Annotated in this window: 18 protein-coding genes; 6 read left to right on the top strand and 12 right to left on the bottom strand. The window is 63.3% G+C overall.

Translation table 11 applies throughout. The features are described 5' to 3' along the window. The first annotated feature begins 188 nt into the window (after positions 1-188). The gene (locus tag FHS78_RS05725) at positions 189-2,132 is read left to right on the top strand and encodes an autotransporter assembly complex protein TamA (protein ID WP_167091551.1); all 1,944 of its coding nucleotides are present in this window, start codon (positions 189-191) and stop codon (positions 2,130-2,132) included. Next, entirely contained in the window at positions 2,132-6,352 is a 4,221-nt protein-coding gene (locus FHS78_RS05720; RefSeq protein WP_167091546.1) for a translocation/assembly module TamB domain-containing protein, read from the top strand. Before FHS78_RS05725 ends, FHS78_RS05720 begins: the two co-directional genes overlap by 1 nt. A gap of 22 nt (positions 6,353-6,374) precedes the next feature. On the opposite strand, the gene FHS78_RS05715 is transcribed toward FHS78_RS05720, so the two are convergent. Both FHS78_RS05715 and FHS78_RS05710 read right to left on the bottom strand, forming a co-directional pair. Further along, complete coding sequence (locus tag FHS78_RS05715) at positions 6,375-6,776, bottom strand: hypothetical protein (RefSeq protein WP_167091543.1); 402 nt, start codon at positions 6,774-6,776, stop codon at positions 6,375-6,377. A gap of 190 nt (positions 6,777-6,966) precedes the next feature. Next, positions 6,967-9,096, bottom strand: a complete 2,130-nt coding sequence (locus tag FHS78_RS05710) for a S8 family serine peptidase (RefSeq protein WP_167091540.1) — start codon at positions 9,094-9,096, stop codon at positions 6,967-6,969. A 466-nt stretch (positions 9,097-9,562) separates the two neighbouring features. Between FHS78_RS05710 and FHS78_RS05705 the strand changes: the two genes are divergently transcribed. The 3 genes from FHS78_RS05705 to FHS78_RS05695 all read left to right on the top strand — a co-directional run bounded on the left by FHS78_RS05705 (position 9,563) and on the right by FHS78_RS05695 (position 11,946). Then, positions 9,563-9,883 carry a 2Fe-2S iron-sulfur cluster-binding protein gene (locus FHS78_RS05705; protein WP_167091537.1) on the top strand — a complete coding sequence of 107 codons (321 nt, stop codon included), beginning with the start codon at positions 9,563-9,565 and terminating at the stop codon, positions 9,881-9,883. 85 nt (positions 9,884-9,968) lie between these two features. Then, complete coding sequence (locus tag FHS78_RS05700) at positions 9,969-11,075, top strand: ferritin-like domain-containing protein (RefSeq protein WP_167091534.1); 1,107 nt, start codon at positions 9,969-9,971, stop codon at positions 11,073-11,075. Positions 11,076-11,151: 76 nt separating this feature from the next. Then, entirely contained in the window at positions 11,152-11,946 is a 795-nt protein-coding gene (locus tag FHS78_RS05695) for a PAS domain-containing protein (RefSeq protein WP_167091531.1), read from the top strand. A 21-nt stretch (positions 11,947-11,967) separates the two neighbouring features. Here the strand turns inward: FHS78_RS05695 and FHS78_RS05690 are convergent, their stop codons facing one another. The 8 genes from FHS78_RS05690 to FHS78_RS19590 all read right to left on the bottom strand — a co-directional run bounded on the left by FHS78_RS05690 (position 11,968) and on the right by FHS78_RS19590 (position 21,908). Beyond that, positions 11,968-12,987, bottom strand: coding sequence for an NADP-dependent oxidoreductase (locus tag FHS78_RS05690; protein ID WP_167091528.1), 1,020 nt, complete (start codon positions 12,985-12,987; stop codon positions 11,968-11,970). A gap of 108 nt (positions 12,988-13,095) precedes the next feature. Beyond that, positions 13,096-14,994 (bottom strand): alkyl/aryl-sulfatase, encoded by a 1,899-nt coding sequence (locus tag FHS78_RS05685; protein WP_167091525.1) that lies wholly within the window; start codon positions 14,992-14,994, stop codon positions 13,096-13,098. Between the two features lie 101 nt (positions 14,995-15,095). Next, positions 15,096-17,123 carry a PHA/PHB synthase family protein gene (locus FHS78_RS05680; RefSeq protein ID WP_246220356.1) on the bottom strand — a complete coding sequence of 676 codons (2,028 nt, stop codon included), beginning with the start codon at positions 17,121-17,123 and terminating at the stop codon, positions 15,096-15,098. A gap of 227 nt (positions 17,124-17,350) precedes the next feature. Further along, the gene (locus tag FHS78_RS05675; RefSeq protein WP_167091522.1) at positions 17,351-18,328 is read right to left on the bottom strand and encodes an NAD(P)H-dependent flavin oxidoreductase; all 978 of its coding nucleotides are present in this window, start codon (positions 18,326-18,328) and stop codon (positions 17,351-17,353) included. Between the two features lie 149 nt (positions 18,329-18,477). Beyond that, positions 18,478-19,881 carry an aldehyde dehydrogenase family protein gene (locus FHS78_RS05670; RefSeq protein ID WP_167091519.1) on the bottom strand — a complete coding sequence of 468 codons (1,404 nt, stop codon included), beginning with the start codon at positions 19,879-19,881 and terminating at the stop codon, positions 18,478-18,480. A gap of 94 nt (positions 19,882-19,975) precedes the next feature. Beyond that, entirely contained in the window at positions 19,976-20,401 is a 426-nt protein-coding gene (locus tag FHS78_RS05665; protein WP_167091516.1) for a MerR family transcriptional regulator, read from the bottom strand. Positions 20,402-20,486: 85 nt separating this feature from the next. After that, positions 20,487-21,728, bottom strand: a complete 1,242-nt coding sequence (locus FHS78_RS05660) for an acetyl-CoA C-acetyltransferase (RefSeq protein WP_167091513.1) — start codon at positions 21,726-21,728, stop codon at positions 20,487-20,489. Between the two features lie 51 nt (positions 21,729-21,779). Beyond that, positions 21,780-21,908: a hypothetical protein gene (locus FHS78_RS19590; RefSeq protein ID WP_281356576.1), complete on the bottom strand. Its 129-nt coding sequence runs from the start codon at positions 21,906-21,908 to the stop codon at positions 21,780-21,782. Between the two features lie 108 nt (positions 21,909-22,016). Here FHS78_RS19590 and FHS78_RS05655 point away from each other — a divergent pair, with 108 nt between their 5' ends. Continuing rightward, entirely contained in the window at positions 22,017-22,673 is a 657-nt protein-coding gene (locus FHS78_RS05655) for a TetR family transcriptional regulator (RefSeq protein ID WP_167091510.1), read from the top strand. A 30-nt stretch (positions 22,674-22,703) separates the two neighbouring features. Here FHS78_RS05655 and FHS78_RS05650 read toward each other — a convergent pair whose 3' ends face one another. Both FHS78_RS05650 and FHS78_RS05645 read right to left on the bottom strand, forming a co-directional pair. Further along, positions 22,704-23,825 carry an acyl-CoA dehydrogenase family protein gene (locus FHS78_RS05650; protein WP_167091507.1) on the bottom strand — a complete coding sequence of 374 codons (1,122 nt, stop codon included), beginning with the start codon at positions 23,823-23,825 and terminating at the stop codon, positions 22,704-22,706. Positions 23,826-23,841: 16 nt separating this feature from the next. Then, positions 23,842-25,050: an acyl-CoA dehydrogenase family protein gene (locus tag FHS78_RS05645; protein WP_167091504.1), complete on the bottom strand. Its 1,209-nt coding sequence runs from the start codon at positions 25,048-25,050 to the stop codon at positions 23,842-23,844. Positions 25,051-25,059: the final 9 nt, after the last annotated feature.

Here is a 25,059-nt window from a genome sequence, read left to right as displayed (position 1 = left end):
TCCAGCAACTGGAAGGTCAAGGTTGACGAGAAAATGGCTGAATGCCAGTCATCCCGGGGCAGGAGCATGGCCGCACAGGCGCGGCCTCGTGCATAATACGACGTCTTAGGTTGAACCGGCCGTCAGAGCCGGTATATCCGGGGTTTCCGCTCTGTCTGGAGCGTGGCCCTGTCTGGAGCGAGTGACGAATGATCCGCAAGGCGCGGTGGCAGCCCGGTGGCGGGCGCGCAGCATGGCAAAAGGGCCGGCTGCGCGCGCTTTCGGGCATTTCGGCGGCCGCCCTGGCGGTTGCGCTGACAAGCGCCTTTGCCGCGCCGGCCACCGAGGAAGAAGCCGATCCCGGCCATATCGAAAGCCCGCCCGCCTCCCCCCAGCCGGAAGAGGAAGCCGCCGCGACCGCCGACGAGCGCAGCCTCGATTTCTCCACCGAGGTCCGCGGCCCGCGCATTCCCGATTATCTGCAGAAGCTGATGGAAGACGCCGTCCAGACGGGCAAGACCGGCACGCCCGTGCCGACACTCGCCCAGCTTCGCCGGCGGGCGGCCGAGGACGAAAAGCGGATCGACCGCGTGCTGCGTTCGGAGGCTTATTACAGCGGCCGCATTTCCTCCTCCATCCGGCAGGAAACCGGTGGCGCTTACAAGGTGGTCTTCGACGTCGATCTGGGCGAGCGGACGATGATCGAAAGCTTCGACATCGTCTATGCCGACCATCCGGAAGACGAAAGCGAGCTGCCGCCGGACGGCGCATTTTTCGGGCTGAAACCCGAGCGGGCGGCGAAGGCGCAGCGCATCATCGATCTCACCAACGAGACGATCACCTGGCTCAACAATCACGGTCACCCGGATGCGGAACTCGCCGACCGCAAGGTGATCGTCGATCTCGCGGCGCATACGGCCACCGTCACGCTTTCCATCAAGGCGGGCGAGCCCATGCTTTTCGGCCTGCTGGCCATTTCCAATGAGGGCCGCGTTCGCGACGATTATGTGCGCTCCTTCATCACCTTCGAGGAGGGCAAGGCCTACGACCGCAGCGAAGTGGACAAATCGCTGAACGCGCTACGCAAGACGGGGCTCTTCGACCAGGTGGCGCTGGATAGCGGACAGACGGTCGACGGGAACGAATTGCCGCAAGACCTGACGCTCAAGGAAAGCGACGCCCGCACGGTGCGGCTCGGCGCGAACTACACGACCTCTACCGGGCCGGGGGCAAAGGCATCCTGGGAACATCGCAACCTGCTGGGACGAGGCGAGAAGCTGACGCTGGGCCTCAACATCTCGCAGACGGAACAATCCGCGACCGCCGATTTCAACAAGCCCCGTTTCCTGCGACAGGACCAGACCCTGACCGCGAATTTCGAAATCGCGCATGAACGCTCGGATGCCTACAACGAAAACCGCATCAAATCGGGCGTCGGTCTCGTCCGTCCCCTGACGGACAATATCAAGGCAAGCCTCGGCGTCACATTCGAGCTGGTCCGCACGGCGGATTCGCGCGGCAACAATCGCTACCAGCTCGTCGGCATTCCCGCCGCGCTGAGCTATGACGGCAGCAACAACCTGCTCGACCCGACCGAGGGGATACGCGCCACCGTGCGGGCGACGCCCTATTTCGGCCGCGCCAATCAAAAGGCGACCGCGTTCACGCGGCTGGAAGGTATCGGCTCGACCTATTTCAGCTTCGGCAAGAGAGACGACGGCGCGCCTTGGGTGACGCTCGCCGCGCGCGGGCGGGCGGGCTCGCTGCTCGCGTCCGAGACCGACGATGTGCCGGGTTCCACGCGCTTCTATGCGGGCGGGGGCGGCTCAGTGCGGGGCTATGGCTACCAGTTGCTGGGCCCGCTCGACAGCGACAACGACCCGGTCGGCGGGCGTTCGGTGCTCGAAGCCAATTTCGAAGCGCGGCTGCGGGTAACGGAATCCATCGGCACGGTTGCCTTTCTCGACGGCGGCAATGCCTATTCCGGCCTCACGCCCTCATTCGGCAAGCCGCTCAAATGGGGCGCGGGACTGGGCTTTCGCTACTACACGCCTGTCGGGCCGGTACGTTTCGACGTTGCCGTGCCGCTGGACCGGCGCGACGGCGTCGACGATCGTTTCCAGATCTATGTTTCGCTGGGACAGGCATTCTGATGGCACAGGCGGAGGCACAACGGCGCAAGATGACGACCCGCCTGCTGCGGCGGGCCGGCGCGGTGGCGCTCGGCCTTGTCGGGATCGTGCTGTTGCTGGTGGTCCTTGCCGTCGCGCTTCTCAATATCCGGCCCGTGCGGCAGGCGCTGCTCGATGTCGGGCTGGCGCAGGCCAACAGCGCGGGCGTGGCGCTCTCCGTCGAGGATATCGCCGGCGAATGGCCTTCGACGCTCATTCTCGAAAATGTCTCGCTGCGGGATGAAAAGGGAAGCTGGCTTACCCTTCCCCATGCATCCATCGAGTGGCGGCCGCTGGCGCTCTGGTCCGGCGAGGTCCATATCGTTTCGCTGACGATCAGCGGGCTCGATGTCGCCCGGGCGCCGGAAAGCGAAACGCCCGCGGAAGAACCCGCGAGCGATGCCCCCTTTACCCTGCCGCGTCTGCCGTCTCTGCCGGTCGCCATCCGGATCGACGCGCTGAGGCTCGACGATGCGAGGCTGGGCAAGCCGCTTGCCGGCGCCGCTATACGCTTCGACGCCGGTGGCGGTCTCGACTGGAACGGCGGGGATATCGACCTCGATCTGCGGGCCGAGCGGACGGACAATATACCCGGACATATCGTGGCGCATGTCGCGCATGATGAGGGAAGCGGCCGGGGCGAACTGACGCTCGACATGGCCGACGGCTCTTCCGCGACGCCCGGCTTCCTCGCCGCGCTGACGGAAGACGAACGCTTTGCCGGCGTGACGGCAAAGGCAAGCGGCACGATGCGCGAAGGCGCGATGACGGGCGAAATGTCGGTGACGGCGGGACGCGTGATCGACGCCCGGCTCGCCGCGCATGGCCTTACCGACGGTGAACTCGACATCACGCTGTCGTTCGATGCGAAAGGCCGCCTGATCGCCGATGCGCTGGAGCCGGTCGGCGCCGAAGACGCACAGGCGGGCCTCCGCATCGGCTGGGACGGCGCCCGGCATCTCACCCTGCGGAACATCGAGGCGAAGGCAGGCGCCCTTGTATTGACGGGCGATATCGAAACCGACGGCGCGGCAACGGGGAACGCAGCCGATATAAGAGGTGCGGGCACGGTCCGGGGGCTCGACAGGCTGGCGGGCGCTGACGGGAACGGACTTCTCGATGTCATGGACTGGCACCTCGCGGCCAGGGCCGATATGGACGAGATGCAGGCCGATATCGAGGAGCTCTCTCTTGCCGGTCGAGATAACCGGCTGAGCTTTGCCGGCCAGGTCGGGCTTGCCGACGGACTGAGCGTCGATGGCGAAGCGCATGGCGCGCTCAACGACCTCAAACCGGTCGGCGATCTGGCGGGGCAGCCGCTCGCCGGACAGCTGAAAATCGACATTGCACCGCTGACGCTCGATCCGGACGGCGCGGCCAATGCGCAGCTTTCGCTCGCGGGCGAAAAGATTTCCACGGGAGACCCGATGCTGGACGGGCTGTTGTCGCCGGGCTTCACCGCCGCGGCGGCGCTTTCCATGGACGGCAAAGGCGGCTATGCGGCCTCGAATGTGGAAGCCCGTTCCGCAAGCTTCACGCTGACGGGCGGAGGTGCCCTGACGGCAGCCGGCGCGCTGAAAGGCGACGCCGTGCTGGAGATGCCCGATGCGGGCAAAGTGCTCGGCAGCGCTGACACGCGCGGCCACCTTACCGCCCAGACAAGATTGGGCGGCACGACCGACGCGCCGCAACTCTCGCTCGACGCAAAACTTCAAAAAGGCATGCTGGCCGGTCTCGATGCGAAGCTCGCAAGGCTCACAGCGAAAATCGACCAGCGAAACGAAGAAGACGGAAGCGCCGGAGGCTCGCAAGGCCCCATCGCCTTCCGCCTGACCGGCGGGGACGGCCAGATCAGCCTGGATACGACGCTGGTCCTGCCCGAAAAAGGCGGTGCGAAACTCGCTCCGATCAACGCCTCCATTCTGGGCGCGCCGCTGAAGGGAAGTCTGAGCGTCGATCCAGAAGGGCTCGCCTCGGGGTCGCTGACCGGCGAGAACCTTGCGCTCGCGCCGCTCGCCGCGCTGGCAGGACTGCCGGTGGACGGGCAGGCGGATGTCGATTTCTCACTGGATACGCGGAACGGCAAGCAGAACGCCACGGCCTATATCCTCGTTCCCAGGCTGACAGCCGACATCACCGACCGGTTGACGCTCGAAAAGGCCGAATTCGCCTTCCGCGCGGACGATCTGACAGGCGATCCGTCGCTCGACGTGGTGATGAAGAGCCGTTCGGGCGGCGCGGGCAATACGCGCTTCAGCGAATTCGGCGCAACGGCCGGGGGACCGCTCGACGACATCGCTTTCGATGTTTCGGTGAAGGGCGAACGCGAACAGCTGACGCCCGCCGGCGTCAGCTTCCTCGTCAACGGCACCTATACGGGCGACCAGGTCTCGCTCGACGCGCTCGACTATGTCGTGGGGGCCGCGGAGCTGCATCTCACGCAGCCTTTCACGATCAAGCTGGGTACGGCCATCGAGACGAACGAGCTGTCGCTGGATACCGACAGCACCGAGGGGAAAGGTTCGGTCACCGCGCAGATGGAATTGCGGTCCCGCGCGGCGCGCCTCGATGCGACGCTCGACAATGCCCCGCTCGAATTGCTGACGCCCGTCCTGCCGGTCGATGTGGCGCGCGGTTCCGCCGGGGGGACGATAATGCTCGACAGCGGCAAATCGTCGGCACAGGTCGCGCTCACCTTCGAACAGGTGCGCGTACCGGAAGCCAATCTGGAAGAACGTCCCGCTTTCGACGCCTTGCTCGACGGGAAATGGGCCGGCCGCAGCTTCACCCTGTCGGCCCGGGCCAAGGGCGTGTCGATCGAACCGTTCGAACTCGATGCGACGCTGCCGCTCATCCGCGATCCGCAAGGCGCCTTCCCGATGCTGCCGGAAAAAGGACCGGTCTCGGGAAAACTCACCTGGAAGGGGCCGCTTGGATCCCTCGCCGCGCTTGCCGATCTCGACGGGCAGAAGATCGACGGCGACACCGACATTCTGCTGACGCTCGACGGCGACATATCCGCGCCGCTCGTCAACGGGACGGTGGACATCACGGATGGGCGGTTCGAGAACATTTCGACGGGCACGGTGCTGCGCGACATGACCTTCCATATGGAAGCGCAGAACAGCCGCGCCTTCACGTTCCGGCTGGATGCCAATGATGGCGGCCAGGGCCGCATGACGGCGGAGGGCGAGCTTGCTCTCGGCGAAGACGCAGAAACGCCTCTTCTGGTGAAGCTGGAATTCGACAAGGCGCATCTGGTCCGGCAAGCCGAAGCGGATGCCGCCGTCAGCGGCGACCTCGCCATCGAAGCGACATCGCTGCCGCCCGCGCCCGACGCCCCCTTGTCCGTCAGCGGCAAGCTCACCACCGACCTTGCGCAATACCGCATTCCGCAAAGCCTGCCGGGCAGCGTACCGGAAATCAAAGTGACGGAAATCAATGCGCCCGCGGGAATCGTCCAGCGCGAGGAAGAAGAGGCGCCCGTTCCCACGGCGCTGGATCTGACGGTGGAAATCGGCCAACCAGCGCTGGTGACGGGGCGCGGTATCAATGCCTTGTGGACGGGATCGCTGCACGTGACCGGCACGGCCGATGCCCCTCTGATTTCGGGCACGCTGACCAGTCTGCGCGGCACGCTGGATTTCGCGGGCAAGACCTTCACGCTGAAGAAGGGCGCCATCACATTCTATGGACGCAATCCGCCCAATCCGACCATCGATGTCGCGCTCGGCTATGAGCGAAACGATTTCGAGGCGACGATCGGCGTGACGGGACAGGCGTCCGACCCCGAAATCGAACTCTCTTCGCCGTCCGGACTGCCGGAGGACGAAATCATTTCGCGCATCCTCTTCGACAAGCAGGTCGGCGAATTGTCCGCTTTCGAGGCGGCGCAGCTCGCGGCGACGGCGGCGGAACTTTCAGGGGTCACAGGCGGCGGCGGATTGAACCTGCTCGGCCAGATCCAGCAACAGCTCGGGCTCGACGTGTTGCGCGTGAACCAGGGCGCATCCGGCCAGACGACGGTATCGGCGGGCAAATATATCGACAAGGGGATCTATGTCGGCGTCGAGCAGGGGGCGCTGGCCAGCGATTCCTCGGTCAAGGTCGAGATCGACGTGACGGACAATATCAGCGTCGAGACATCGGTGGGACAGGACGCCAGCGGCGGCGCGGGCGTCAACTGGAAATGGGACTACTGAGCCGCCCGCGACGGACGCCCGGTCAGTAGCGGCCCATCGAATCGCCCGACGGGTTCACGCTGTTCGGCTCGGTTCCGCCGCCGGAAAAGTCGAGAATGCGCTCCAGCTGCTCTTTATCGTCCTGCTGCTTCTTGCGGCGCTCTTTCTCGTACTGCTCGGCATACATCTCCGCGTCATGCTGCTCTTTCGTGTCGTATTTCGGATCCTGCTCGGAGCGATAGTTGACGGGCGGCGTATCGGGCTCGTCGGTGACCTTGTAGACGGTGTCCCCGTTGGGCGCGGTTTCCTTTTCCTGCGCCACGGATGGCGCGGCAATCGTCACGGCGAGCAAAAAAGCGGACACCGTCGCAGCGGACGCGGCCAGAAGCCCTTTCCTCGTCCGTCCGTCGTTCAGATTCGCCGCGATAGAGAAATTCTGCGCCATAACGGGTTCTCCCTAGCTTCAACACCACCGGCGCGGACTGCGCCACGGATATGACAGACACCACTATAACGCGAGACGGCGGTTTCGCACCCAGCCAATGTGAGGCAGGCGCAGGGGCGGGATTCATCCTTAACGCTTTCCGAATGGCTATGGCAGCCGCGCCACACTCTCCTTCCCTGCACGGCAAATTCTACCAGCGGAAGGTGAACTGGGCCGCCATCCCATAGGCGGGGCCTGCCGAGGCCACATGATCCGGTTGCAGCGCGGCAAAGCCGTTAAGCGTCAAGAAGGCTGCTCTTCCCCAGACGATTTCCGGCAAGGGGGTCGCATAGGCCAGTTCGAAATCCAGCTCCCGTCCGTCCGGCTCCATGCCGACCGCCTGATGACGCCGGAGGATATTGCCCGCCATGTCGCGGCCGACCGGAAGCCAGACATTGGCCGTCGCCTTTTCGGCGCGCAGGGGCTGTGCCATGCGAAAACCGAGCCTGTCGCCCTCGCGCCAGCCCGCCGGGCCGGACAGGGTCACGGACATGGCATCGCCCTCGACATTGCGCAATGCCAGGCCGTTGCCGAGCGTCCCCTCCTCGAGGCGCGCGCGCGTATAGGTTGCCGCGAACGACCAGTCGGCGCCGGCCTCGTAGCGGAAACTCGCCGTCGCAAATCCGGTGCGGCCGCCCGCGCCCGCGAAGGCACCCTGGCCAAAGGCGCCCAGCAGGCTGCCATCCTCGTTCAGCAGGCTGCCCGACAGCCCCCATTCGACCGGTCCCGTCTTCACCGCCATGGAGGACTGCATAAGATCGCTCTGTCCACGGATATTGCGCCCAGCCGCGTAACTCGCCGTCATGCGCAGGCCGTCGCGACGCCAGCCCAGCGCGACACCGGACACACCCTCGTCGAAAAACGCCCCTTGCGGCGTCGCGGCGGCGCCTGTGGAGAGGAACAGAGACCGGCCATTGCCCGCGGCAGGTTCCAGCCCCGACATCGCCACCAGGCTCGCCACACCCGCATGGCGCATGGACATGGCGAAGGTGTTGCCGGACAGCGCGACGGCATGGGCTGCCGACACATGACGCGCCGCCACGCCGCTGCCAAAGGCGAGCGAAGCGCCCTTCTCCGGATACCAGTTGTCGAGCAGGGTCGCGATCCCCACGCCGGATGCGCGACCGTCTATGCCAGTGAAGCCGTCGAAAAGGCTCGCCCGGCGCGCGGTGAAGGTGTCGAGCGGCACGGTATAGGCGCGGCGATAGGCATCGAGCAGGATGGTGTTGCCGCCCTTGAAGCCACCCAGCACGCTGCCCGTGGCAATCGTCGCCGCGGATAGCGGCGCGGTAAGGGCGTACACCGTGTTGCCCACCGTCATGACCAGGGGGGCGACGGGGTTCATCGCCGTGGTGAGATTGACGAGGCCGGAGCCGTAAACCGCATCGACCCCGGGCGCGCCGAGATCGTCCGCCGTCTGCTTGATCAGCGCGACAAGCTGCGGCCCGGTCAGGAAAGGATAGGCGTTGGCCAGCACGGCCAATGCGCCGCTGACCACCGGCGTCGCGGCGCTGGTGCCGGAGAAGAAGACATATCCACCATCCGGCGCAGCCGTGATGAGCCGCTGGCCCGGCGCCACGACGAAATACTCCCCATAGCTTCCCGCACGATTGGAAAAACCGGTGATCGTACCGGTGTCGTCAACCGCGCCGACGATCAACATGGAAGGGCCGATATTCGGGTCGGTCACGGCCCGCGCCGTTGGCGCCGGCTGCGCATTGCCGTCATTGCCGGCTGAAATGACCATCACCCTGTCGGCCGCCGCGACCGATCGCATGGCGCCAAGCGTGAACGACGAAAAGCTGCCGTCTCCGGCCAGGCTCATATTGGCGATGCGCGCATTCACGGAACTGTAGGCGGGATTGTTGCCCGCGACGATGTTCAGTGCCTCGCCGATATCCGCGTCGGTGGCCGAAACGTCGCCTGACGCCGCTTTGGTGAAGACGTTGATGTCATAGAGGTAGGAGTTGAACGCGACCCCGTGAATGCCGGTTCCGTCGCGCACCGCGGCGGCGATGGAGGCAACCGACGTTCCGTGCTCGGCAAGTCCGCCGGACGGATAAGAGCCCGTCGTGTCGATATACTCGCGCACACGGCCCGAAAGCTCCGGACTCGTTTCGGAAATGCCATCGTCGATGATCGCGATATTGATGCCATTGCCTGTGGCGCCCAACGCATAGGCGCCGTCGGCATGAATGCCGTCGAGATAGGTCGAGTTGTCGTATTCCACCGTCCGGATGGGCACGACCGGCGTTCGCACGACGGGCGAGGGGATGTCCACGAGCGGATCGAAAATCGGCGACGGCGTCGGAGAGGGCGATGGAGATGGCGGCGCATCGCCCCCGCCACCGCCTCCACCGCAGCCGGAAAGGGCAAGGGCGGACCCGGCGGCAAGCAAAGCAAGGAAGCGGACATCCCTCCCAGGACGGCGGGAAGGAAGTTTTGTCCGGCAGTCGTCACCCATCGAATTTTCTCCGTTTCATCAGCTCGGACCACCGGAGAAAACCTAACCGCCATGGCAACCGGGTTGTGCCGCCATTCGTCGCAATGTGTCGGAAATGTAAGTGCCGCCTTACATTGGATCATTTTCAGACATGGCGGAACGGCGCATCCATCATGCAGCGCAGCATGGCCCGGACAGTTTGCCGCATTCTTCTCGCCGCCTAAATAGCATTACTCTTTTTGTGGGTATTCGCCCGAAACAAGAACAACCGACCACGGCGGAGACCGGAAGAGAAATCGGGACGATGGCGAAGATCAAATATATCGAGTTCAACGGGACCGAGCATGACGTGGACGTCCCCAACGGGCTCACCGTGATGGAGGGCGCACTGCGCTACACCATTCCGGGTATCGACGGCGATTGCGGCGGGGCCTGCGCCTGTGCCACCTGCCATGTCTATGTGGAGGATGGCTGGTTCGAGAAGCTGCCCCCCATGGAAGAACTCGAACGCGACATGCTGGATTTCGCTTTCGACGTCGCCGACAACAGCCGGCTTTCCTGCCAGATCAAGGTTGACGACACGCTCGACGGACTCGTGGTGAAAACACCTGCCCGTCAGTACTGAATTCCGTGCGTTGAAAAGAAAGAGGACGGGGAAACATCCGTCCCGAGAACAACACCGCTGAATGCGGCCAACCAGGAGAAGGACGATGAGCACAACCCAGGAGCATGAAGTCGTCACCAAGGGCGACTGGCGCGTCAGCATGACGCCGGACGACATCTACAAGAACCCCATGGATATCGCATGGACGTTCAAATACATGTTCTCCGAAGACAAGGTCGAGGATCTCTACAACCGGGCGAAGCAGAACCAGTGGGACAGCGACGAACTGCTGCCCTGGGATACGGAAGTCGATCCCTCCAAGCCGCTGGTGAACGACCGGTCGGACATCTATCACCAGATGCCCTTCTTCAAGAAGCTGTCGAAATCGCAGCAGGAAACCTTTACCGCGCATTCGACGGCGCAGCTTCTCTCGCAGTTCCTGCATGGCGAACAGGGCGCGCTGATGACGGCGGCCTGCGTGACGCATTCCGTGCCGGATGAAGGCGCGAAGCTCTATGCCGCGACGCAGACCATGGACGAGGCCCGCCATGTCGAGGTCTATTCGAAATATTGCGACAAGATCGCCATGGTCTATCCCATGTCGCCCTGGCTGAAGCAGCTCATCGACGCGACGCTTCAGTCCGACCGCTACGAGAAGGTCATGATCGGGATGAACATGATCGTGGAGGGCCTCGCGCTCGGCGCCTTCAACAACATGTACCGGTCCACCACCTGCCCGCTCCTGAAGAAGCTGACCTTCAACGTGATGCGCGACGAATCCCGCCACGTCTCCTTCGGCCATGTGTTCCTCGGTCCGGTCTTCAAGGAGCTGCCGGAGGACGAGCTGGAAGATCTCGCCGAGTTCGCCTTCGGCGCGGTCAACATCCTCGTGCAGGCGCAGACGGCGGGCACGATCGCCAACAAGGTCGATCCCGGCTTCATGCAGGTACTGGAGAACAGCAATATCGACGCGGACGACTTCTTCAAGGGCCTCAAGGAAGCCCAGGAAGCCGGCATCACCCAGGCGCTTCCGCCCGGACAGGTCCATGCGCTTGAAGACCTGATGATGCCCGCGCTGGCGCGTGTCGGCCTGCTGACGCCGACCATCCGCAAGAAATACGAGGAAGCGGGCATTCCCATCGCCGAGGACCAGCGCGTTCTTCAGGCAATGGAAGGCGGCCACCCGACGGGCGAGGTCGCGGCGGCCGAATAGGGGAGCCCGGTGGCAGGGCGCGCATCCAGGCCCTGCCACCGGCGCTTTTGCCGGGAACGGTTTTCGGAGGAACGAAATGAGCGGGCCATCTTCAGATAATGATGCGCAAACGGAAGGCTTCTTCCGGACATTGGTCGAAAATGTGCCCGAAGCGATCATCGTTTCGACGCCCCAGGGCGAGATCACCTATGTCAATCCGGCGCTTGAAAAGCTTTTGCGCTATGAGGCAAGCGAGGTCGTGGGCAAAAGCATCACGATCCTTGTGCCGCAACAGGCAGGCCAGCGCGCGGAGCCGATGAAATGGCTTACCCGCTGGGCCGGCGAAAGCGAGCATGAGCAATCACGCTTCCTGAACCTCACCGGACGGCGCAAGGACGGGCATGAAATGCCGGTGGATGTACGCGTGGTGAAAGCCGATCTCGGCGGCGCGGAACGCTTTTTCATCACCGTGCGCGACAACAGTGTGGCGCGGCAGGAGATGATCGATTTCAAGGAGAAGCATCTTCTCTTCTCCCGCATCCTGCAGATCGCGGAAGACGGCATCGTCATCATCGATGCGGATCGCAACATCACCTTCTTCAACCTCAAGGCGGAGAAGATGTTCGGCTATCGCGCCGACGAAGTGCTGGGCCAGCCGCTCGACATGCTGCTGCCGCAGCGCTTCCGTCCGGGCCATGCCGCGGATATCGCCGCCTTCGGGCGCGGCAAGACCGCCTCGCGCTGGATGAGCGAGCGCGGGCCGGTGACGGGCCTGCGCAAGGATGGCGAGGAATTTCCGGTCGATGCGACCATCACCAAGGTGGAAGCGCATGGCCGCATGACCTATTGCGCCCATCTGCGCGCCAATACGGGGAAAACCCGACGCCTCTAACAAGACGCCGGGCTCCGTTCCTTACGCCTTGTCGGCGACCTTGACGACGAGCTTGCCGACATTGGTGCCGTCGAACAGCATGTTGACGGCGGTCGGCGCCTTTTCGAGGCCGTCCACGATGGTTTCGCGGTGCTTGAGCTTGCCTTCCGCCACCCATTGCGCGAGCTGCATGGTGCCTTCGGCGAACTTCTCCATGAAGTCGATGACGATGAAGCCGCGCACGGTGATGCGGCGCATCAGGATGGGCGAATAATCCGCGCGCATGGCTGGATCGCCCGTGTTGTAGCCGGAGATCATTCCGCAAAGCGGCATGCGGCTGAAGAGGTTCATGCGGGTCATCACGGCTTCCATGATCTCACCGCCGACATTCTCGAAATTCACATCGACGCCATCGGGCGTCGCCGCGACGAGCTGTTCGCGCCAGTCCGATGCCTTGTAGTCGACCGCCGCGTCGAAACCGAGTTCCTCGACGATGTGGGCACACTTCTCCTTGCCGCCCGCGATGCCGACGGCGCGGCAGCCCTTGATCTTCGCGATCTGCCCGACGACGGACCCAACGGCACCCGCGGCGGCGGAGACGAGCACAGTGTTGCCGGGCTCGGGCTTGCCCAGTTCGAGGAGCCCGAAATAGGCGGTGAGCCCCGTCATGCCGCAGGCGCCCAGCATGACCGGCAGATCGACCGGCAGGCCTTCGGGCAGCACGCTCATGGCGCGTTCGCCTTCATCGGCGATGCAGTAGTCCTGCCAGCCGGTGATGCCACTGACGATGGCGCCTTCCGGATAGCGGGCGGATTTCGACTTCACGACCTGGCCGATGCCGCCGCCGCGCATGACCTCGCCGATCCCGACGGGCGGCATGTACTGGTCCATGTCGCTCATCCAGATGCGGTTCGTGGGATCGAGGCTCAGATAGAGCGTGCGCACCAGCGCTTCGCCATCGGAAATCTCCGGCAGCGCTTCCTCGACGAAATCGAAATGGCCGGTTTCGATGCGGCCCGTGGGGCGCGATTTCAGGCGAAACTGACGGTTCTTGTCTGACATGGTTTCCTCCCTTGCCTTGCGGCGTGGTCTGTCATCGGCAATTGGTTTCGTGCCGGAATTTATGACAGGTCCACGCCGCGGGCAGAAGGGCGGAAATCATTTCCCCGGTCAGGGCATCACGATCTCGAACCAGAAATCGAAGAGATCGAGCAGTTCCATGAGTTCGATGAAAGCGGATTTGTCGCCTTCGATGCCGATGTTTCCTTCCTCGATCTGCCGGCGCGCGGTGGTCTGACCGACCAGGATTTGCGCCAGCGCCCCCTGCGTCAGCGTCACCTTCGCCGCCGCATCCGCGCTCTCCCTGTCGGGAAGATGGTGCAGCACGGCATTTTCAAGCGAGAGCAGGAAGCGCTCACCGGTATCGGTGAAATGCAGGTTGAGCGCGATCTCGCGCGCGCCTGCGCGCATGCCGTTCAAGCGGACCGACATGGAATCGAGAAGCTGGTCCGGCGGCAGGGCGAGAATGGTGCCCGCACCGCCCGGGCGCGGCGCAGCGGACGGCGCACGCGGATTGCGAAGCTCCATCGCGCCCGTCAGGTAGAAGGCACGCCAGGGACCGGACTCTGCCTGATAGCCGAGCTGCTCCAGCGCATCGGCCTGCAATCGGCGGGCATCTTCGTTCGACGGGTCGGCGAAGACGAGATGGTTCACCAGTTCCGCGACCCAGCGATAGTCCCCCGCCTCATACGCCTTTCGGCCCGCGGCGAGCACGGCGTCGGCACCGCCCATCACCTCCACATAGCGCTTGCCCGCTTCTACCGGCGGATGCTTGTGCAGGTTTGCGGGGTTACCGTCGAACCAGCCGAGATAGCGCTGATAGACGGCCTTGGCATTGTGATTGAGCGTGCCGTAATAGCCGCGCGTGTACCACTCGGCGGCGAGTGTCGGCGGGAGTTGAATCTCTTCGGCGATCTCGACCGGCGTCAGCCCGTGATTGGCAAGTCGCAGCGTCTGGTCATGCACATATTTGTACATGTCGCGCTGCTTCTTCAGGAAGTCGATCGAACGCTCCTTGCCCCAGCGCGGCCAGTGATGCGAGGCAAAGAGCACATCCGTGTCACCCGCGAACAGGTCGATCGCTTCGTTAATGTAGTAGCTCCACGCCTTGGCGTCGCGCACCTGCGCGCCGCGCGGCGTGTAGATATTATGCATGTGGCAAGAGCAGTTCTCCGCCATGCAGAGCGCCTTGAACTGCGGGAAATAAAAATTCATCTCCGAGGGCGCTTCGGTATCGGGCGTCACCTGGAAGACGATTTCCACGCCGTCGATGACGAGCTTCTCGCCCGTCTCGCAAATGCTTTTCGTCGGCGGCACGATGGAAACCGATCCCATGGAAACGGTCTTGCCGAGACCGGCGTCGACATGCCCCTTCGCATTGCGCGGCAGGAGCGCGCCATACATATAGGTCGCGCGGCGGCCCATGGCATTGCCCGCCAGCACGTTCTCGCTCACCGCGGCTTCGAGAAAGCCTTCCGGCGCGACGATCATCAGGCCGTTCTCGATGTCCTTGTCGGAGATTACGCCGCGCACACCGCCATAATGGTCGACATGGCTATGCGTATAGATGACGGCGGTGACGGGCTTGTCGCCACGCTGCTCGCGCATCAGCTTCAGCGCGGCCGCGGCGGGTTCCGCCGAGATCAGCGGGTCGATGACGATGTAGCCCGTTTCGCCTTCGATAAAGGTGATGTTCGACAGGTCGAAATTGCGCACCTGATAGATGCCCGGCACGACCTCGAAGAGACCGTGGATGGAATTGAGCTGCGCCTGACGCCAAAGGCTCGGGTTCACCGTGTCGGGGCACTCGCATCCGTCGGCTTCGAAGGCGAACTGGCCCATATCCCAAACGGGGTTGCCCGCCTCGTTCAGCACTTTCGCGTCCGGGATCGTCGCGATGAAGCCGCGCTTTGCGTCCTCGAAATCCTGCTCGGAGGCCGGCGGCAGTCCGCCCTTCAGCTTCTCATGCGCCTCGCACGTGGCTTTCGTGGCGTCTTTGGGCCCGGTCATGGGGCAGCCTCCCTTGTTTGTTTCGCCGCAGAGTAGCCGCGAGGGAGAGGCCGGGAAAGCGCCGGAACGTCCGATTCCGCTAGGAGAAACCGAACCGGTCCTCAGGTCTGGAGTACGTAATGGCCGGGGGCGGGCGTGATGGGCGCATAGTCCGTGCCTTCGAGCCCCATGGAGGGCGGCTCCGTCCGGCCGCTGGACAGGGCGTCCAGCCAATCCACCCAGCCGGGCCACCATGAGCCCTCGTTGACCGGGGTACGCTCCAGCCAGCTTTCCGGTGAGAGATAACGCTGCGAGGCTTCCCGCGTCGAAATCCGGAAATGGCGATGCGGATGGCCGGGCTCGGACACGATGCCCGCATTATGCCCGCCCGAGGTCAGGACGAAGGTAATGGGCACATCAGCGACGAGGTTGATCTTGTAGACCGACTTCCACGGCGCGACGTGATCCGTCTCGGTGGAGACGACGAAAAGCGGCGCGCGAATATCCGACAGCGACACATGGTGGCCGAAGGCCTCGTAACGGCCTTCGAAGAGATCGTTGTTCAGGAACATGTGCCGCAGATATTCGGAATGCATGTGATAGGGCATGCGCGTCGCATCGGCGTTCCACGCCATGAGCGCGTTCATCGGCGCGCGCTCGCCCATCAGGTTTTCATGCACCAGCCGCGACCAGATGAGGTCCTGCGAGCGCAGCATATGGAAGGCGCCCGCCATCTGCTTGGTGTCGAGATAGCCCTGATCCCACATCAGGTCGTCGAGGAAGGTAAGCTGGCTGTCGTCGATGAAGAGCTTGAGTTCGCCCGCTTCACTGAAATCGGTCTGGGCGGCAAACAGCGTGACCGAATTAAGCGGCCCGTCGCCATTGCGGCCCATATAGGCCGCCGCGATGGAAAGCAGCGTTCCACCGAGACAATACCCCACGGCGTCTATTTTCCTGTCCGGCATGATCGCCTCGACAGCTTTCACCGCCTTCATGATCCCGAAATCGAGATAATCGTCCATGGAGAGGTCGCGATCCTCGGCGGTCGGATTTTTCCAGGAGATCATGAAAACGGTATGGCCCCGGTCCACCAGATATTTCACCAGCGAGTTCTGCGGCTCGAGGTCGAGGATGTAATATTTCATGATCCAGGCCGGTACGATCAGCACCGGCTCGGCGCCGACCTTTTCCGTCGTCGGCTTGTACTGGATGAGTTCGATCAGCCGGTTGCGATAGACGACTTCGCCCTCGGTGATCGCAACCGTCTTGCCGGGCCTGTAGTTTTCCGCGCCGACCGGCGGATGGCCCGCGCTGGTGCGCTCCCAGTCTTCCACCGCGTTGAGGAAACCGCGCCAGAGATTATCGCCGCCCTCCTCCATCGTGGTCTTCAACAATTCCGGATTGGTCAGAAGATTATTGGAGGGCGAGTACATGTCGAGCACCTGGCGCGACATGAAGTTCATCATGTCGAGAGAATGTTTCGAGGCGCCGCGCACATCGGTGGTGGCGTTGTGCCACCATTGCTGCATGAGCAGGAAGCTCTGATAGAGGCTGTCGAAAGGCGGTTCGCGCCAGGCAGGGTCGTCGAAGCGACGGTCATGCGGCAAGGGCTGGATGCAGGGCGGCTGCGGCTCGCTCTTGCGCAGCGATTTCATCTGGCGCAGGGCGAGACGGGCAAGTTTGCGCTGCGCCTTTTCCATCAGATGCGCCTGCTTGCCCGGCGACATGGCCAGGTGCGCGCTCCAGTCCATCCAGGCGAGGCCGAGCGAGGCGGGCGAAACGCCGCCCATGGCCTGCCCCAGCATGACATGGATCAGCCGGTCGACGCTGGTCAGCTTGGCGGCGGGTTCCACATCGGTGGGCGGGCAACCTTCCTCTTGCGGCTTTACCCGTTCCGGATGCCTGTTGTTCAGAAACGGGTTCAGGCCGCGCTGCCGCTCCAGCAGGTCGTTCATGCCATTGGCCCAGGCGTCGTGCCATTTCCCGGCAAAATCCAGGAAGGGGTTTTCCACTTCTCCCTTTCCCCCGCCGTTTTCCCTGTCGTTCGCGGGAGACGTCTTCCGGCCGGCGGCGGCCTTGTTCGCCTCGAGCTTGGGCGATTTTCCGCGCTGTTTCGAGCGAGATTTGGACGAGGGGGCTTCACCGGCCATAACGCAACTCCTTCGGACAGGTCCTTCAAACAGGCGCAACGGGCAGCATTGCCCATCGCGGGGCAGAGCGCATTGAGCAGTATCAACACTCTATCCGGCGATTGTCATCATCAGATGAAAGCATCTCGCGCCCGTTCTGCGCGAAAACGCCATGTCTTTGCCAAAGAAAAAGGCCCGGACGGTAAGCCGTCCGGGCCGCTGCCTCGAAATGTTACGGAAAGCCTCTATCAGGCGGCGGCGAACGCATCCAGCCGCTTGCGGATGATCTCGTTCGCGTCCTTCATCATACCGTCGATAAGGTCCTTGCAGGTCGGGATGTCGTGGATGAGACCTGCGACCATGCCGCAGCTCCAGGCGCCGGCATCCATCTCGCCCTTCTGCATGACGCGCGGATAGACGCCGCCGACAAGCTCCTTGATGTCATCGATGGTGGTCGCCGCGCCCTTTTCACGCTCGATCTCCACGATCTTTTCGACCGCTTCATTGGCCAGCACGCGCTCGGTATTGCGCAACGGGCGCATGATGAGGCGAGTATCGAGTTCGCTCGCCGCGATGAGCGCCTGCTTCACATTCTCATGCACCGGCGCTTCCTTCGTTGCGATGAAGCGCGTGCCCATGTTGATGCCGTCCGCGCCCAGCGCCAGAGCGGCCACGAGCTGCGAAGCCGTGCCCATGCCGCCGGAAGCGACGAAGGGAATCTTCAGCTCTTCCGCCGCGCGGGGCAGCAGGATCATGTTCGGAATGTCGTCCTCGCCCGGATGGCCGCCGCATTCGAAGCCGTCCACGCTCACCGCGTCGCAGCCGATCTTTTCCGCCTTGAGCGAATGGCGCACCGAAGTGCATTTATGGATGACCTTGATGCCGCCTTCCTTCAGTGCCGGCATGTACTGCTCGGGGCTGCGACCCGCCGTCTCAACGACCTTCACGCCACCCTGAATGATGGCGTCGATATATTCCGGATAGGGCGGGTTGGCGAAGCCCGGCAGGAAGGTAAGGTTCACGCCGAAGGGCTTGTCGGTCATGTCGTTGCACTTCGCGATTTCCTTCGCGAGGTCTTCCGGCGTCGGCTGGGTAAGGCCCGTAATGATGCCGAGCCCGCCGGCATTCGAAACCGCCGCCGCCATTTCGGCAAGGCCGACGAAATGCATGCCGCCCTGGACGATCGGGTGCTGGATACCGAAGAGTTCGGTGATACGGGTCTTCATGGTGTCTTCTCCCGGGTGTTATTTTTCGGATGTCATCTAATACGAAATGGCCGCGCGATGCGCGCCTGGCCGGTGTTCAGGAATGAAAGAGGCGGTCCCGGATATGAACCGGAACCGCCATTTCATTCGCCGTCTCAGAACGCAATCGCTCAGCGGGCCATGTTGATGACCTTGAGCTGGGTGAACTCCAGCAGGCCCTCTTCGCCAAGCTCGGTGCCGAGACCGGAGAAACGCGCGCCGCCAAAGGGAATATTCGGCGCGAGATCGGCATGCTTGTTGATCCAGACCGAGCCGCTTTCCATCTTCAGCGCGAGATCGTAGGCGTCGTCGTTACTGGACGACCAGATCGAACCGCCGAGCCCGTAATCGGAGGCGTTGGCGCGGGACACCGCATCGTCCGCATCCGAATAACGGATCACCGGCAGGACCGGACCGAACTGCTCTTCATCGACGAGACGGGAGCCGTCCTCGATATCGCGGACGATGGTCGGGCGGATGAAGTAGCCCTTGCCTTCCACCTTCTCGCCACCGGCAATGATCTTGCCGCTCTTGCGGGCGTCCTCGATGAGGTCCCAGACCTTCTCGTACTGCATCTTGTTCTGGAGCGGCCCGAGCTGGGTGCCCTGCTCCAGACCGTCACCGACGATGGTGTTATTGGCGATGTTGGCGAGCTCGTCGCACATCTCGTCATAGATCGAGTCGTGCACATAGAGCCGCTTCATGGCGATGCAGACCTGACCGGAATTCTGGAAGGCACTCTGGAAGAGCTTCGGCGCGGCTTCCTTCGGATCGACATTGCCGAGCACGATACCGGCGTCGTTGCCGCCGAGTTCCAGCGTGATGCGCTTCAGGAGGCCAGCGGCCCCTTCCATCACCTTCGAGCCGGTCGCGGTGGAGCCGGTGAAGGAAATCTTGCGCACATCGGGGTGGGCGGTGAGCGGCGCGCCGAGATCGTTCTCGTCGGCGATAATATTCACCACGCCCGCGGGCACGATGTCCTTGATGAGTTCGCCGAGCTTCAGCGAGGTGAGCGGCGTCGTGGGCGCGGGCTTCAGCACCACCGTGTTGCCCGAGATCAGGGCCGGCGGCAGCTTGAACGCCATCAGGATCATCGGGAAGTTCCACGGCACGATGGCGCCGATGACACCGAGCGGACGGCGATGCGCCTCGACATATTTGCCTTCGCTGTCTTCGATCACCTTTACCGGCAGGTCGAGCGAGGTGAAATATCGGAAGAAAGCGGCCGTGCCGTAAACTTCCATCGTGGCGTCGCCGATGGGCTTGCCCTGTTCCTGCGTCAGGATACGGGCGAGATCGTCGGCATTGGCCTCGATCGCATCGGCGATGGCGTTGACCACCTTCTTGCGTTCGTCGATCGGGGTTGCGGACCAGCCGGGGAACGCCGCCTTGGCAGCCGCCACGGCTTCGTTCAACTGGCCTTCGGACCCGCGCGGGCAATCGGTCACGCTTTCCTCGGTCGCCGGATTGAGGACGGGCGAGAATTTCGCTCCATCGACCAGCTTGCCGCCGATCAGCAGCTTGAATTCACTCATTTCGGTGTCTCCCATATGCCTTTTGCGCTCCTCTGCCGGGAGCTGTTATCGCGAAAACCATACAGCCTTCCCTGCCGCCCTGCGACAGGCGTCGTTACGACATGGCCGGGGCGTGAACTTCGTTGTTCGCCGCGCGGCGGGCAGGCGTTTCGTGTGTCGCTTCCAGCTTCTGCTCGAGATCGCTGCAGATATCGTGCAGGCGCTCGATCTGCCGATCCACCATCGCACGCTGCTCCTGCACGACCTTCATGCGGCGGCGGAAGAGCGAAATGGCCAGCTTGTATTGCTCCTCGCAATCGCCATCGGCCTGGTAAAGATCGAAAATGTCGCCGATTTCGCGCAAGGTCAGACCGACGCTCCGACCGCTCAGAATGAGCTGCAGGCGAGCGCGGTCCTTGTGGGAATAGATACGCGTCTGGCCGTCGCGGGCCGGGGTCAGCAGGCCCTTTTCTTCGTAGAACCGCAGAGCGCGGGGGGTGATTTCGAATTCGTTGGCGAGTTCCGTGATCGAGTAGGTCATATCGGGTCAAGCCTTTCGATTACTTATTCGACGTTTGCACCGGACCGGCGGACGGGCGAATTCCCGCCCGCCGGCTTCCGGCGTGTTACACGCGTTCGATGATGATGGCCGGGGCCATGCCGCCGGCGGCGCACATGGTCACCAGGCCGCGCTTCAGATCGCGGCGCTCGAGCTCGTCGAGCACCGTGCCGATGAGAATGGAGCCGGTCGCGCCGATCGGATGGCCGAGGGCGCAGGCGCCGCCATTCACATTCACCTTTTCGCGGTCGAGCTTGAGATCGCGGATGAATTTCTCTGCTACCACGGCAAAGGCCTCGTTGATCTCCCAAAGGTCGATATCGTCCGTGGTGAGACCGGCCTTCTCCAGCACCTTCTTCGCGGCGGGCACCGGAGCGTTCAGCATCAGCGTCGGGCAATCGCCCATATTGGCGGTCGCGACGATGCGGGCGCGCGGCTTCAGGCCGTTCTTGTCCGCGTAGTTCTTCGAGGCGACGAGGATCGCGGCCGCACCGTCCACGACGCCGGAGGAGTTACCGGCATGGTGGATGTGGTTGAACTCCTTGATCTGCGGATAGACCTGCTGGATGAGCGAGCCGTAAGTGGTGCCCTGCTCGTCCACCGGAATACCGGTCCAGGCGGTGAAGGACGGCTTCAGGCCAGCGAGGCCTTCCATGGTCGTCTGGGGGCGCGGGAATTCCTCATGGTCGAGGGCGACCGAACCGTCGTCATTGTAGACGGTGACCAGCGACTTATCGAAACGGCCTTCCTCGATGGCCTTGGCGGCGCGCTGCTGCGAGGTGAGCGCGAGTTCGTCCACCGCCTGGCGGTCGATGCCTTCCAGCGTCGCGATCGCATCGGCGCAAACGCCCTGCTGGGACTGCGGGTGCAGCTTGCGCAGGTGCAGATTGCCCGCATCCATCATGGGCGGGGTCTTGGGATCGGCGGTGGCGGCCGTGTAGCTCATCATCTCGGTACCGCCCGCAATGACGAGATCTTCCATGCCGGACATGACCTGCGCGGCGGCGAGGTTCACCGTGGTGATGCCCGATCCGCAGAAACGGTCGAGCGTGACGCCCGACGCCGTGATGTCATAGCCCGCATCAAGCGCGGCCATGCGGCCCATATCGCCGCCCTGCGCGCCGCGCTGGGACGAAGTACCCCAGATCACGTCTTCGACGTCGGCGGTGTTCAGATCGTTGCGCTCGGCGATGGCCGCCAGCACGGTGCGGGCCAGATGCTGCGGATGAAGATGTGCGAGCGAGCCCTTGCCCACCTTGCCGATGCCGCGCGGCGTGCGGCATGCGTCGATGATATATGCGTCAGACATTCACGTTTCTCCCTGTTTCGTTTTTTCGTTTCGTTTTTCCGGATTTCGGTTTTACCGCCGGTCCATGGTGTGCACGACCTTAGCGCACCAGCCCCCATCGGCGCGCGGTTCGTCGAGATCGGTTTCTTCGATAGAGAAATCATTTTCAGCCGAGCGCACCACCGCTGCGGTAACCTTCATCCCCGTCCTCCCTAAACCTCATCACCCGTCTTGCGCGGGCCCTCTTAAAGGCGTATTTAATTTCTTAAATGCGTATTTAAATCCAAAAAAACGGAAACGCAAGGAGGGATGGTGGAGCCGCAGGCGAAAGCGAAAATCAAGGCGGCTCCGGCCCGGCCCGCGGCGCGCGACCAGCTTCTGGACGCGGCCAGCGCCCTGATGACCGAACGTGAGACCATCGACGTTCCTCTCGCCGAAATAGCGGCGCGCGCGGAAGTGAATGTGGCGCTGGTCAGCTATTATTTCGGGGGCAAGGAAGGGCTATTGCTGGCGCTTGCCAAGCGCAACGCGACAGAGGCGCTCGCACAACTCGACAGGCTGCTCGCCCTCGACATCGATCCCGTGGAAAAATTCCAGCGGCATCTGGCCGGCGTCATCTGGACCTTCTTCCGCTATCCCTATCTGAACCGGCTACTGCATTCGCTGATGCGCGATGCCTCGACGGAAGCGTCCAAGGAAATTGCGGAATTCTTTGCCGCACCCCTTGCCCGCGCCGCGACCGGACTCATCCGGGAGGCGCAGGCCGCCGGGTTGATGCGTGTGGAAGATCCGATGCTGTTCTATTTCGCGGCCCTGGGCGCCTGCGAGCAGATTTTCGTCAACCAAGCGAACCTGAAATATGTCTATGGCGTGGACGAGATCAGCGACGATCTGCGACGCCACTACACCAATGTCGTACTCGACACGTTCATGAACGGTTGCCTGACGGAAAGAAACGGCGCCTGAGACCTTTGCGATCCAGAGCGCCGTTTTTCCTCAGAACAGCAGATCGGCGAGCTTCGCCCTTTGATAGGGCCCGTCGCCATGCAGATATTCGCACCACATGCTGCGGCGGCGATAAAGCTGCGCATCGCATTCATAGGTAAAACCGAAACCGCCATGGAACTGGATGGCGCGGTCGGCGGCGAATGAAAGCGCGTCGGAGGCTTCCGACTTCGCCATGCGCACCGCGATCTCGCCCTCGCCCTGCTGGCCGAACGTGCAGGCCGCATTGTAAAGGTGCGAGCGGGCCATCTCATAGGCGACCAGCGCATCGACCGTCGGATGTTTCAGCGACTGGTAGGAGCCGATCAGCTTGCCGAACTGCTTGCGCGTCTGGAGATACTCGACCGTGTAATCGACACAGCTCGCCGCCGCGCCGCAGGCTTCCGCCGACAGGAGGAGCGAGGCTGCGAGGTCGATATGATCGAGCGTTTCCTTCGCGCGCGATACATCGAGCAGCGCGTCGGCGGGCACGGTCACACCGTCGAGTTCCAGCCGGAAGGACCGGCGCGTTTCATCGGCCACCACCTCGCGGCGCAGCGCGCCCTCAGGCAGGGTCGACTTCTCGATGATGACGAGGGCGGGTGCCCCGTCCTTCGACACCGATGCGACGATCCATTCCGCGCTTGCCGCATCGACCACGAAAATCTTCGTGCCGGAGAGCTTCAGCTTGCCGCCCTCTTCGACCGCCTTCGCCTCAATGTGGGTGAGGTTCCAGTCGGCATGCGGCTCGGTGAGCGCCAGCGTTGCCACCTTGCCCGCACAGATTTCCGGCAGGATCGCCGATTTCTGCTTTTCCGTACCGCCCGCGATGAGCGCCTGCGCGGCGAGCGTCGCCGGCACGAAAGGCCCACCCATCAGGCGGCGGCTCATCTGCTCCACCACCGGCACGACTTCGGCCATGGAAAGGCCGACGCCGCCGAACTCTTCCGGCACGGCGATGCCGAGCCAGCCCAGCGCGACCATTTCTTCCCAGACAGCGGGGTCATAACCCAGATCATCCTCGATCAGCTTGCGGACGGTCGGGACGGGCGACTTGTCGCGGCAGAAATTCTGCGCGACCTCCAGAAGTTCGGCCTGTTCTTCACTGAATGTGAGCGTGACGTTTCGTTCCATTGTCGTTTCCTCGCCCTCAGCTTTTCGGCAGGCCGAGCACATGCTCGCCGATAATGTTGTGCTGGATCTGGCTGGTGCCGCCACCGATCGTGCCGGAGAAGGCATTGAGATAGGAGCGCTGCCAGATGCCTTCGTCATAGGCTTCCGGCTCGCCGACATAATAGGCGCCGCGCGGCCCCTGCATGGCCATCGCAAGCTGATTGATCTCGCGATAGAACTCCGTCGCGATCAGCTTGGAGGAAAGCGGCAGGGACATCGGCTTGTCCTGCACCAGCGGCGCGATGCGCGAGCGCTTGCCGTTGAGCTGAAGTCCGCGATAGGTCGCCAGCAGCTTCACGAGCTTGTCGCGGATGATCGGGTCCTCGCAGGCCGGATGGCCGTTGCGCAAGGCGCGCTTGGCCAGCTCCACCACCTCGCCGACATCCGGATAGACGGTGACATAGCCGCCCGCCTGACCGCCGCGCGCGCCGCGTTCATATTCGAGCGTGCGCATGGCGACCGCCCAGCCCTTACCCTCGCCGCCAATGAGCGAGGTTGCCGGGATACGGGCATCGGTGAAGAAGGTCTGCGTGAAGCCGTATTCGCCGGTGAGCTTCTTGATCGGCACGGTTTCGACGCCGGGCACCGTCATCGGCGCGAGGAAGAAGCTCAGGCCGTCATATTTGCGCGGCGCATCGGGATCGGTGCGGGCGAGCAGGATCATGTATTTCGCGTAGTTGCCCTGCGTCGTCCAGATCTTCGAGCCGTTGATGACATAGTCGTCGCCATCGCGGACGGCGCGGGTCTGCGCATTGCCGAGGTCGGAGCCGTGGTCGGGCTCGGAGAAGCCCTGACACCAGATGTCCTCCGCGCTCAGAATGCCCTTGATATAGGCCTTGCGCTGTTCCTCCGATCCCATGTCGAGAATGAGCGGCCCGGCCCAGTTGATACCGATGGCATTGAGCATGATGGGGCCGCCCGCGCGGTGCATTTCCTGCGTCGCCACATCCTGAAAGGCCTGTGCCAGTCCGCCGCCGCCATATTCCTTCGGCCAGGCGGCGCCGAGATAGCCCGCCTCGTAGCATTTGCGCTGCCAGTCGCGCAGGAAGTCGAACTGTTCCTGCGTACCGACTTCCATGAAGGTCAGCGGCAGCATGAAATCCGGCTCGGACGGCACGTTTTCGGCAAACCAGGCCCGCGCGCCGGCGCGGAACTCGTCCAGTTCCTTCTGACTCACATCGGACATTTTCTCGTT

The sequence above is a fragment of the Parvibaculum indicum genome (assembly GCF_011762095.1).
In the GTDB taxonomy this organism is placed as follows: domain Bacteria; phylum Pseudomonadota; class Alphaproteobacteria; order Parvibaculales; family Parvibaculaceae; genus Parvibaculum; species Parvibaculum indicum.
The sequence above is the reverse complement of the archived record's forward strand: the minus strand, read 5'-3'. Positions and strand labels throughout refer to the sequence as shown.

Bases quoted from the DNA above. Each gene is read 5' to 3' on its own strand.
- FHS78_RS05645 (WP_167091504.1), bottom strand. From the start codon at position 25,050: ATGTCCGATGTGAGTCAGAAGGAACTGGACGAGTTCCGCGCCGGCGCG.
- FHS78_RS05660 (WP_167091513.1), bottom strand. From the start codon at position 21,728: ATGTCTGACGCATATATCATCGACGCATGCCGCACGCCGCGCGGCATC.
- FHS78_RS05700 (WP_167091534.1), top strand. From the start codon at position 9,969: ATGAGCACAACCCAGGAGCATGAAGTCGTCACCAAGGGCGACTGGCGC.
- FHS78_RS05675 (WP_167091522.1), bottom strand. From the start codon at position 18,328: ATGAAGACCCGTATCACCGAACTCTTCGGTATCCAGCACCCGATCGTC.
- FHS78_RS05655 (WP_167091510.1), top strand. From the start codon at position 22,017: ATGGTGGAGCCGCAGGCGAAAGCGAAAATCAAGGCGGCTCCGGCCCGG.
- FHS78_RS05695 (WP_167091531.1), top strand. From the start codon at position 11,152: ATGAGCGGGCCATCTTCAGATAATGATGCGCAAACGGAAGGCTTCTTC.
- FHS78_RS05670 (WP_167091519.1), bottom strand. From the start codon at position 19,881: ATGAGTGAATTCAAGCTGCTGATCGGCGGCAAGCTGGTCGATGGAGCG.
- FHS78_RS05680 (WP_246220356.1), bottom strand. From the start codon at position 17,123: ATGGCCGGTGAAGCCCCCTCGTCCAAATCTCGCTCGAAACAGCGCGGA.
- FHS78_RS05650 (WP_167091507.1), bottom strand. From the start codon at position 23,825: ATGGAACGAAACGTCACGCTCACATTCAGTGAAGAACAGGCCGAACTT.
- FHS78_RS05715 (WP_167091543.1), bottom strand. From the start codon at position 6,776: ATGGCGCAGAATTTCTCTATCGCGGCGAATCTGAACGACGGACGGACG.
- FHS78_RS05690 (WP_167091528.1), bottom strand. From the start codon at position 12,987: ATGTCAGACAAGAACCGTCAGTTTCGCCTGAAATCGCGCCCCACGGGC.
- FHS78_RS05685 (WP_167091525.1), bottom strand. From the start codon at position 14,994: ATGACCGGGCCCAAAGACGCCACGAAAGCCACGTGCGAGGCGCATGAG.
- FHS78_RS05720 (WP_167091546.1), top strand. From the start codon at position 2,132: ATGGCACAGGCGGAGGCACAACGGCGCAAGATGACGACCCGCCTGCTG.
- FHS78_RS05725 (WP_167091551.1), top strand. From the start codon at position 189: ATGATCCGCAAGGCGCGGTGGCAGCCCGGTGGCGGGCGCGCAGCATGG.
- FHS78_RS05665 (WP_167091516.1), bottom strand. From the start codon at position 20,401: ATGACCTACTCGATCACGGAACTCGCCAACGAATTCGAAATCACCCCC.
- FHS78_RS05705 (WP_167091537.1), top strand. From the start codon at position 9,563: ATGGCGAAGATCAAATATATCGAGTTCAACGGGACCGAGCATGACGTG.
- FHS78_RS19590 (WP_281356576.1), bottom strand. From the start codon at position 21,908: ATGAAGGTTACCGCAGCGGTGGTGCGCTCGGCTGAAAATGATTTCTCT.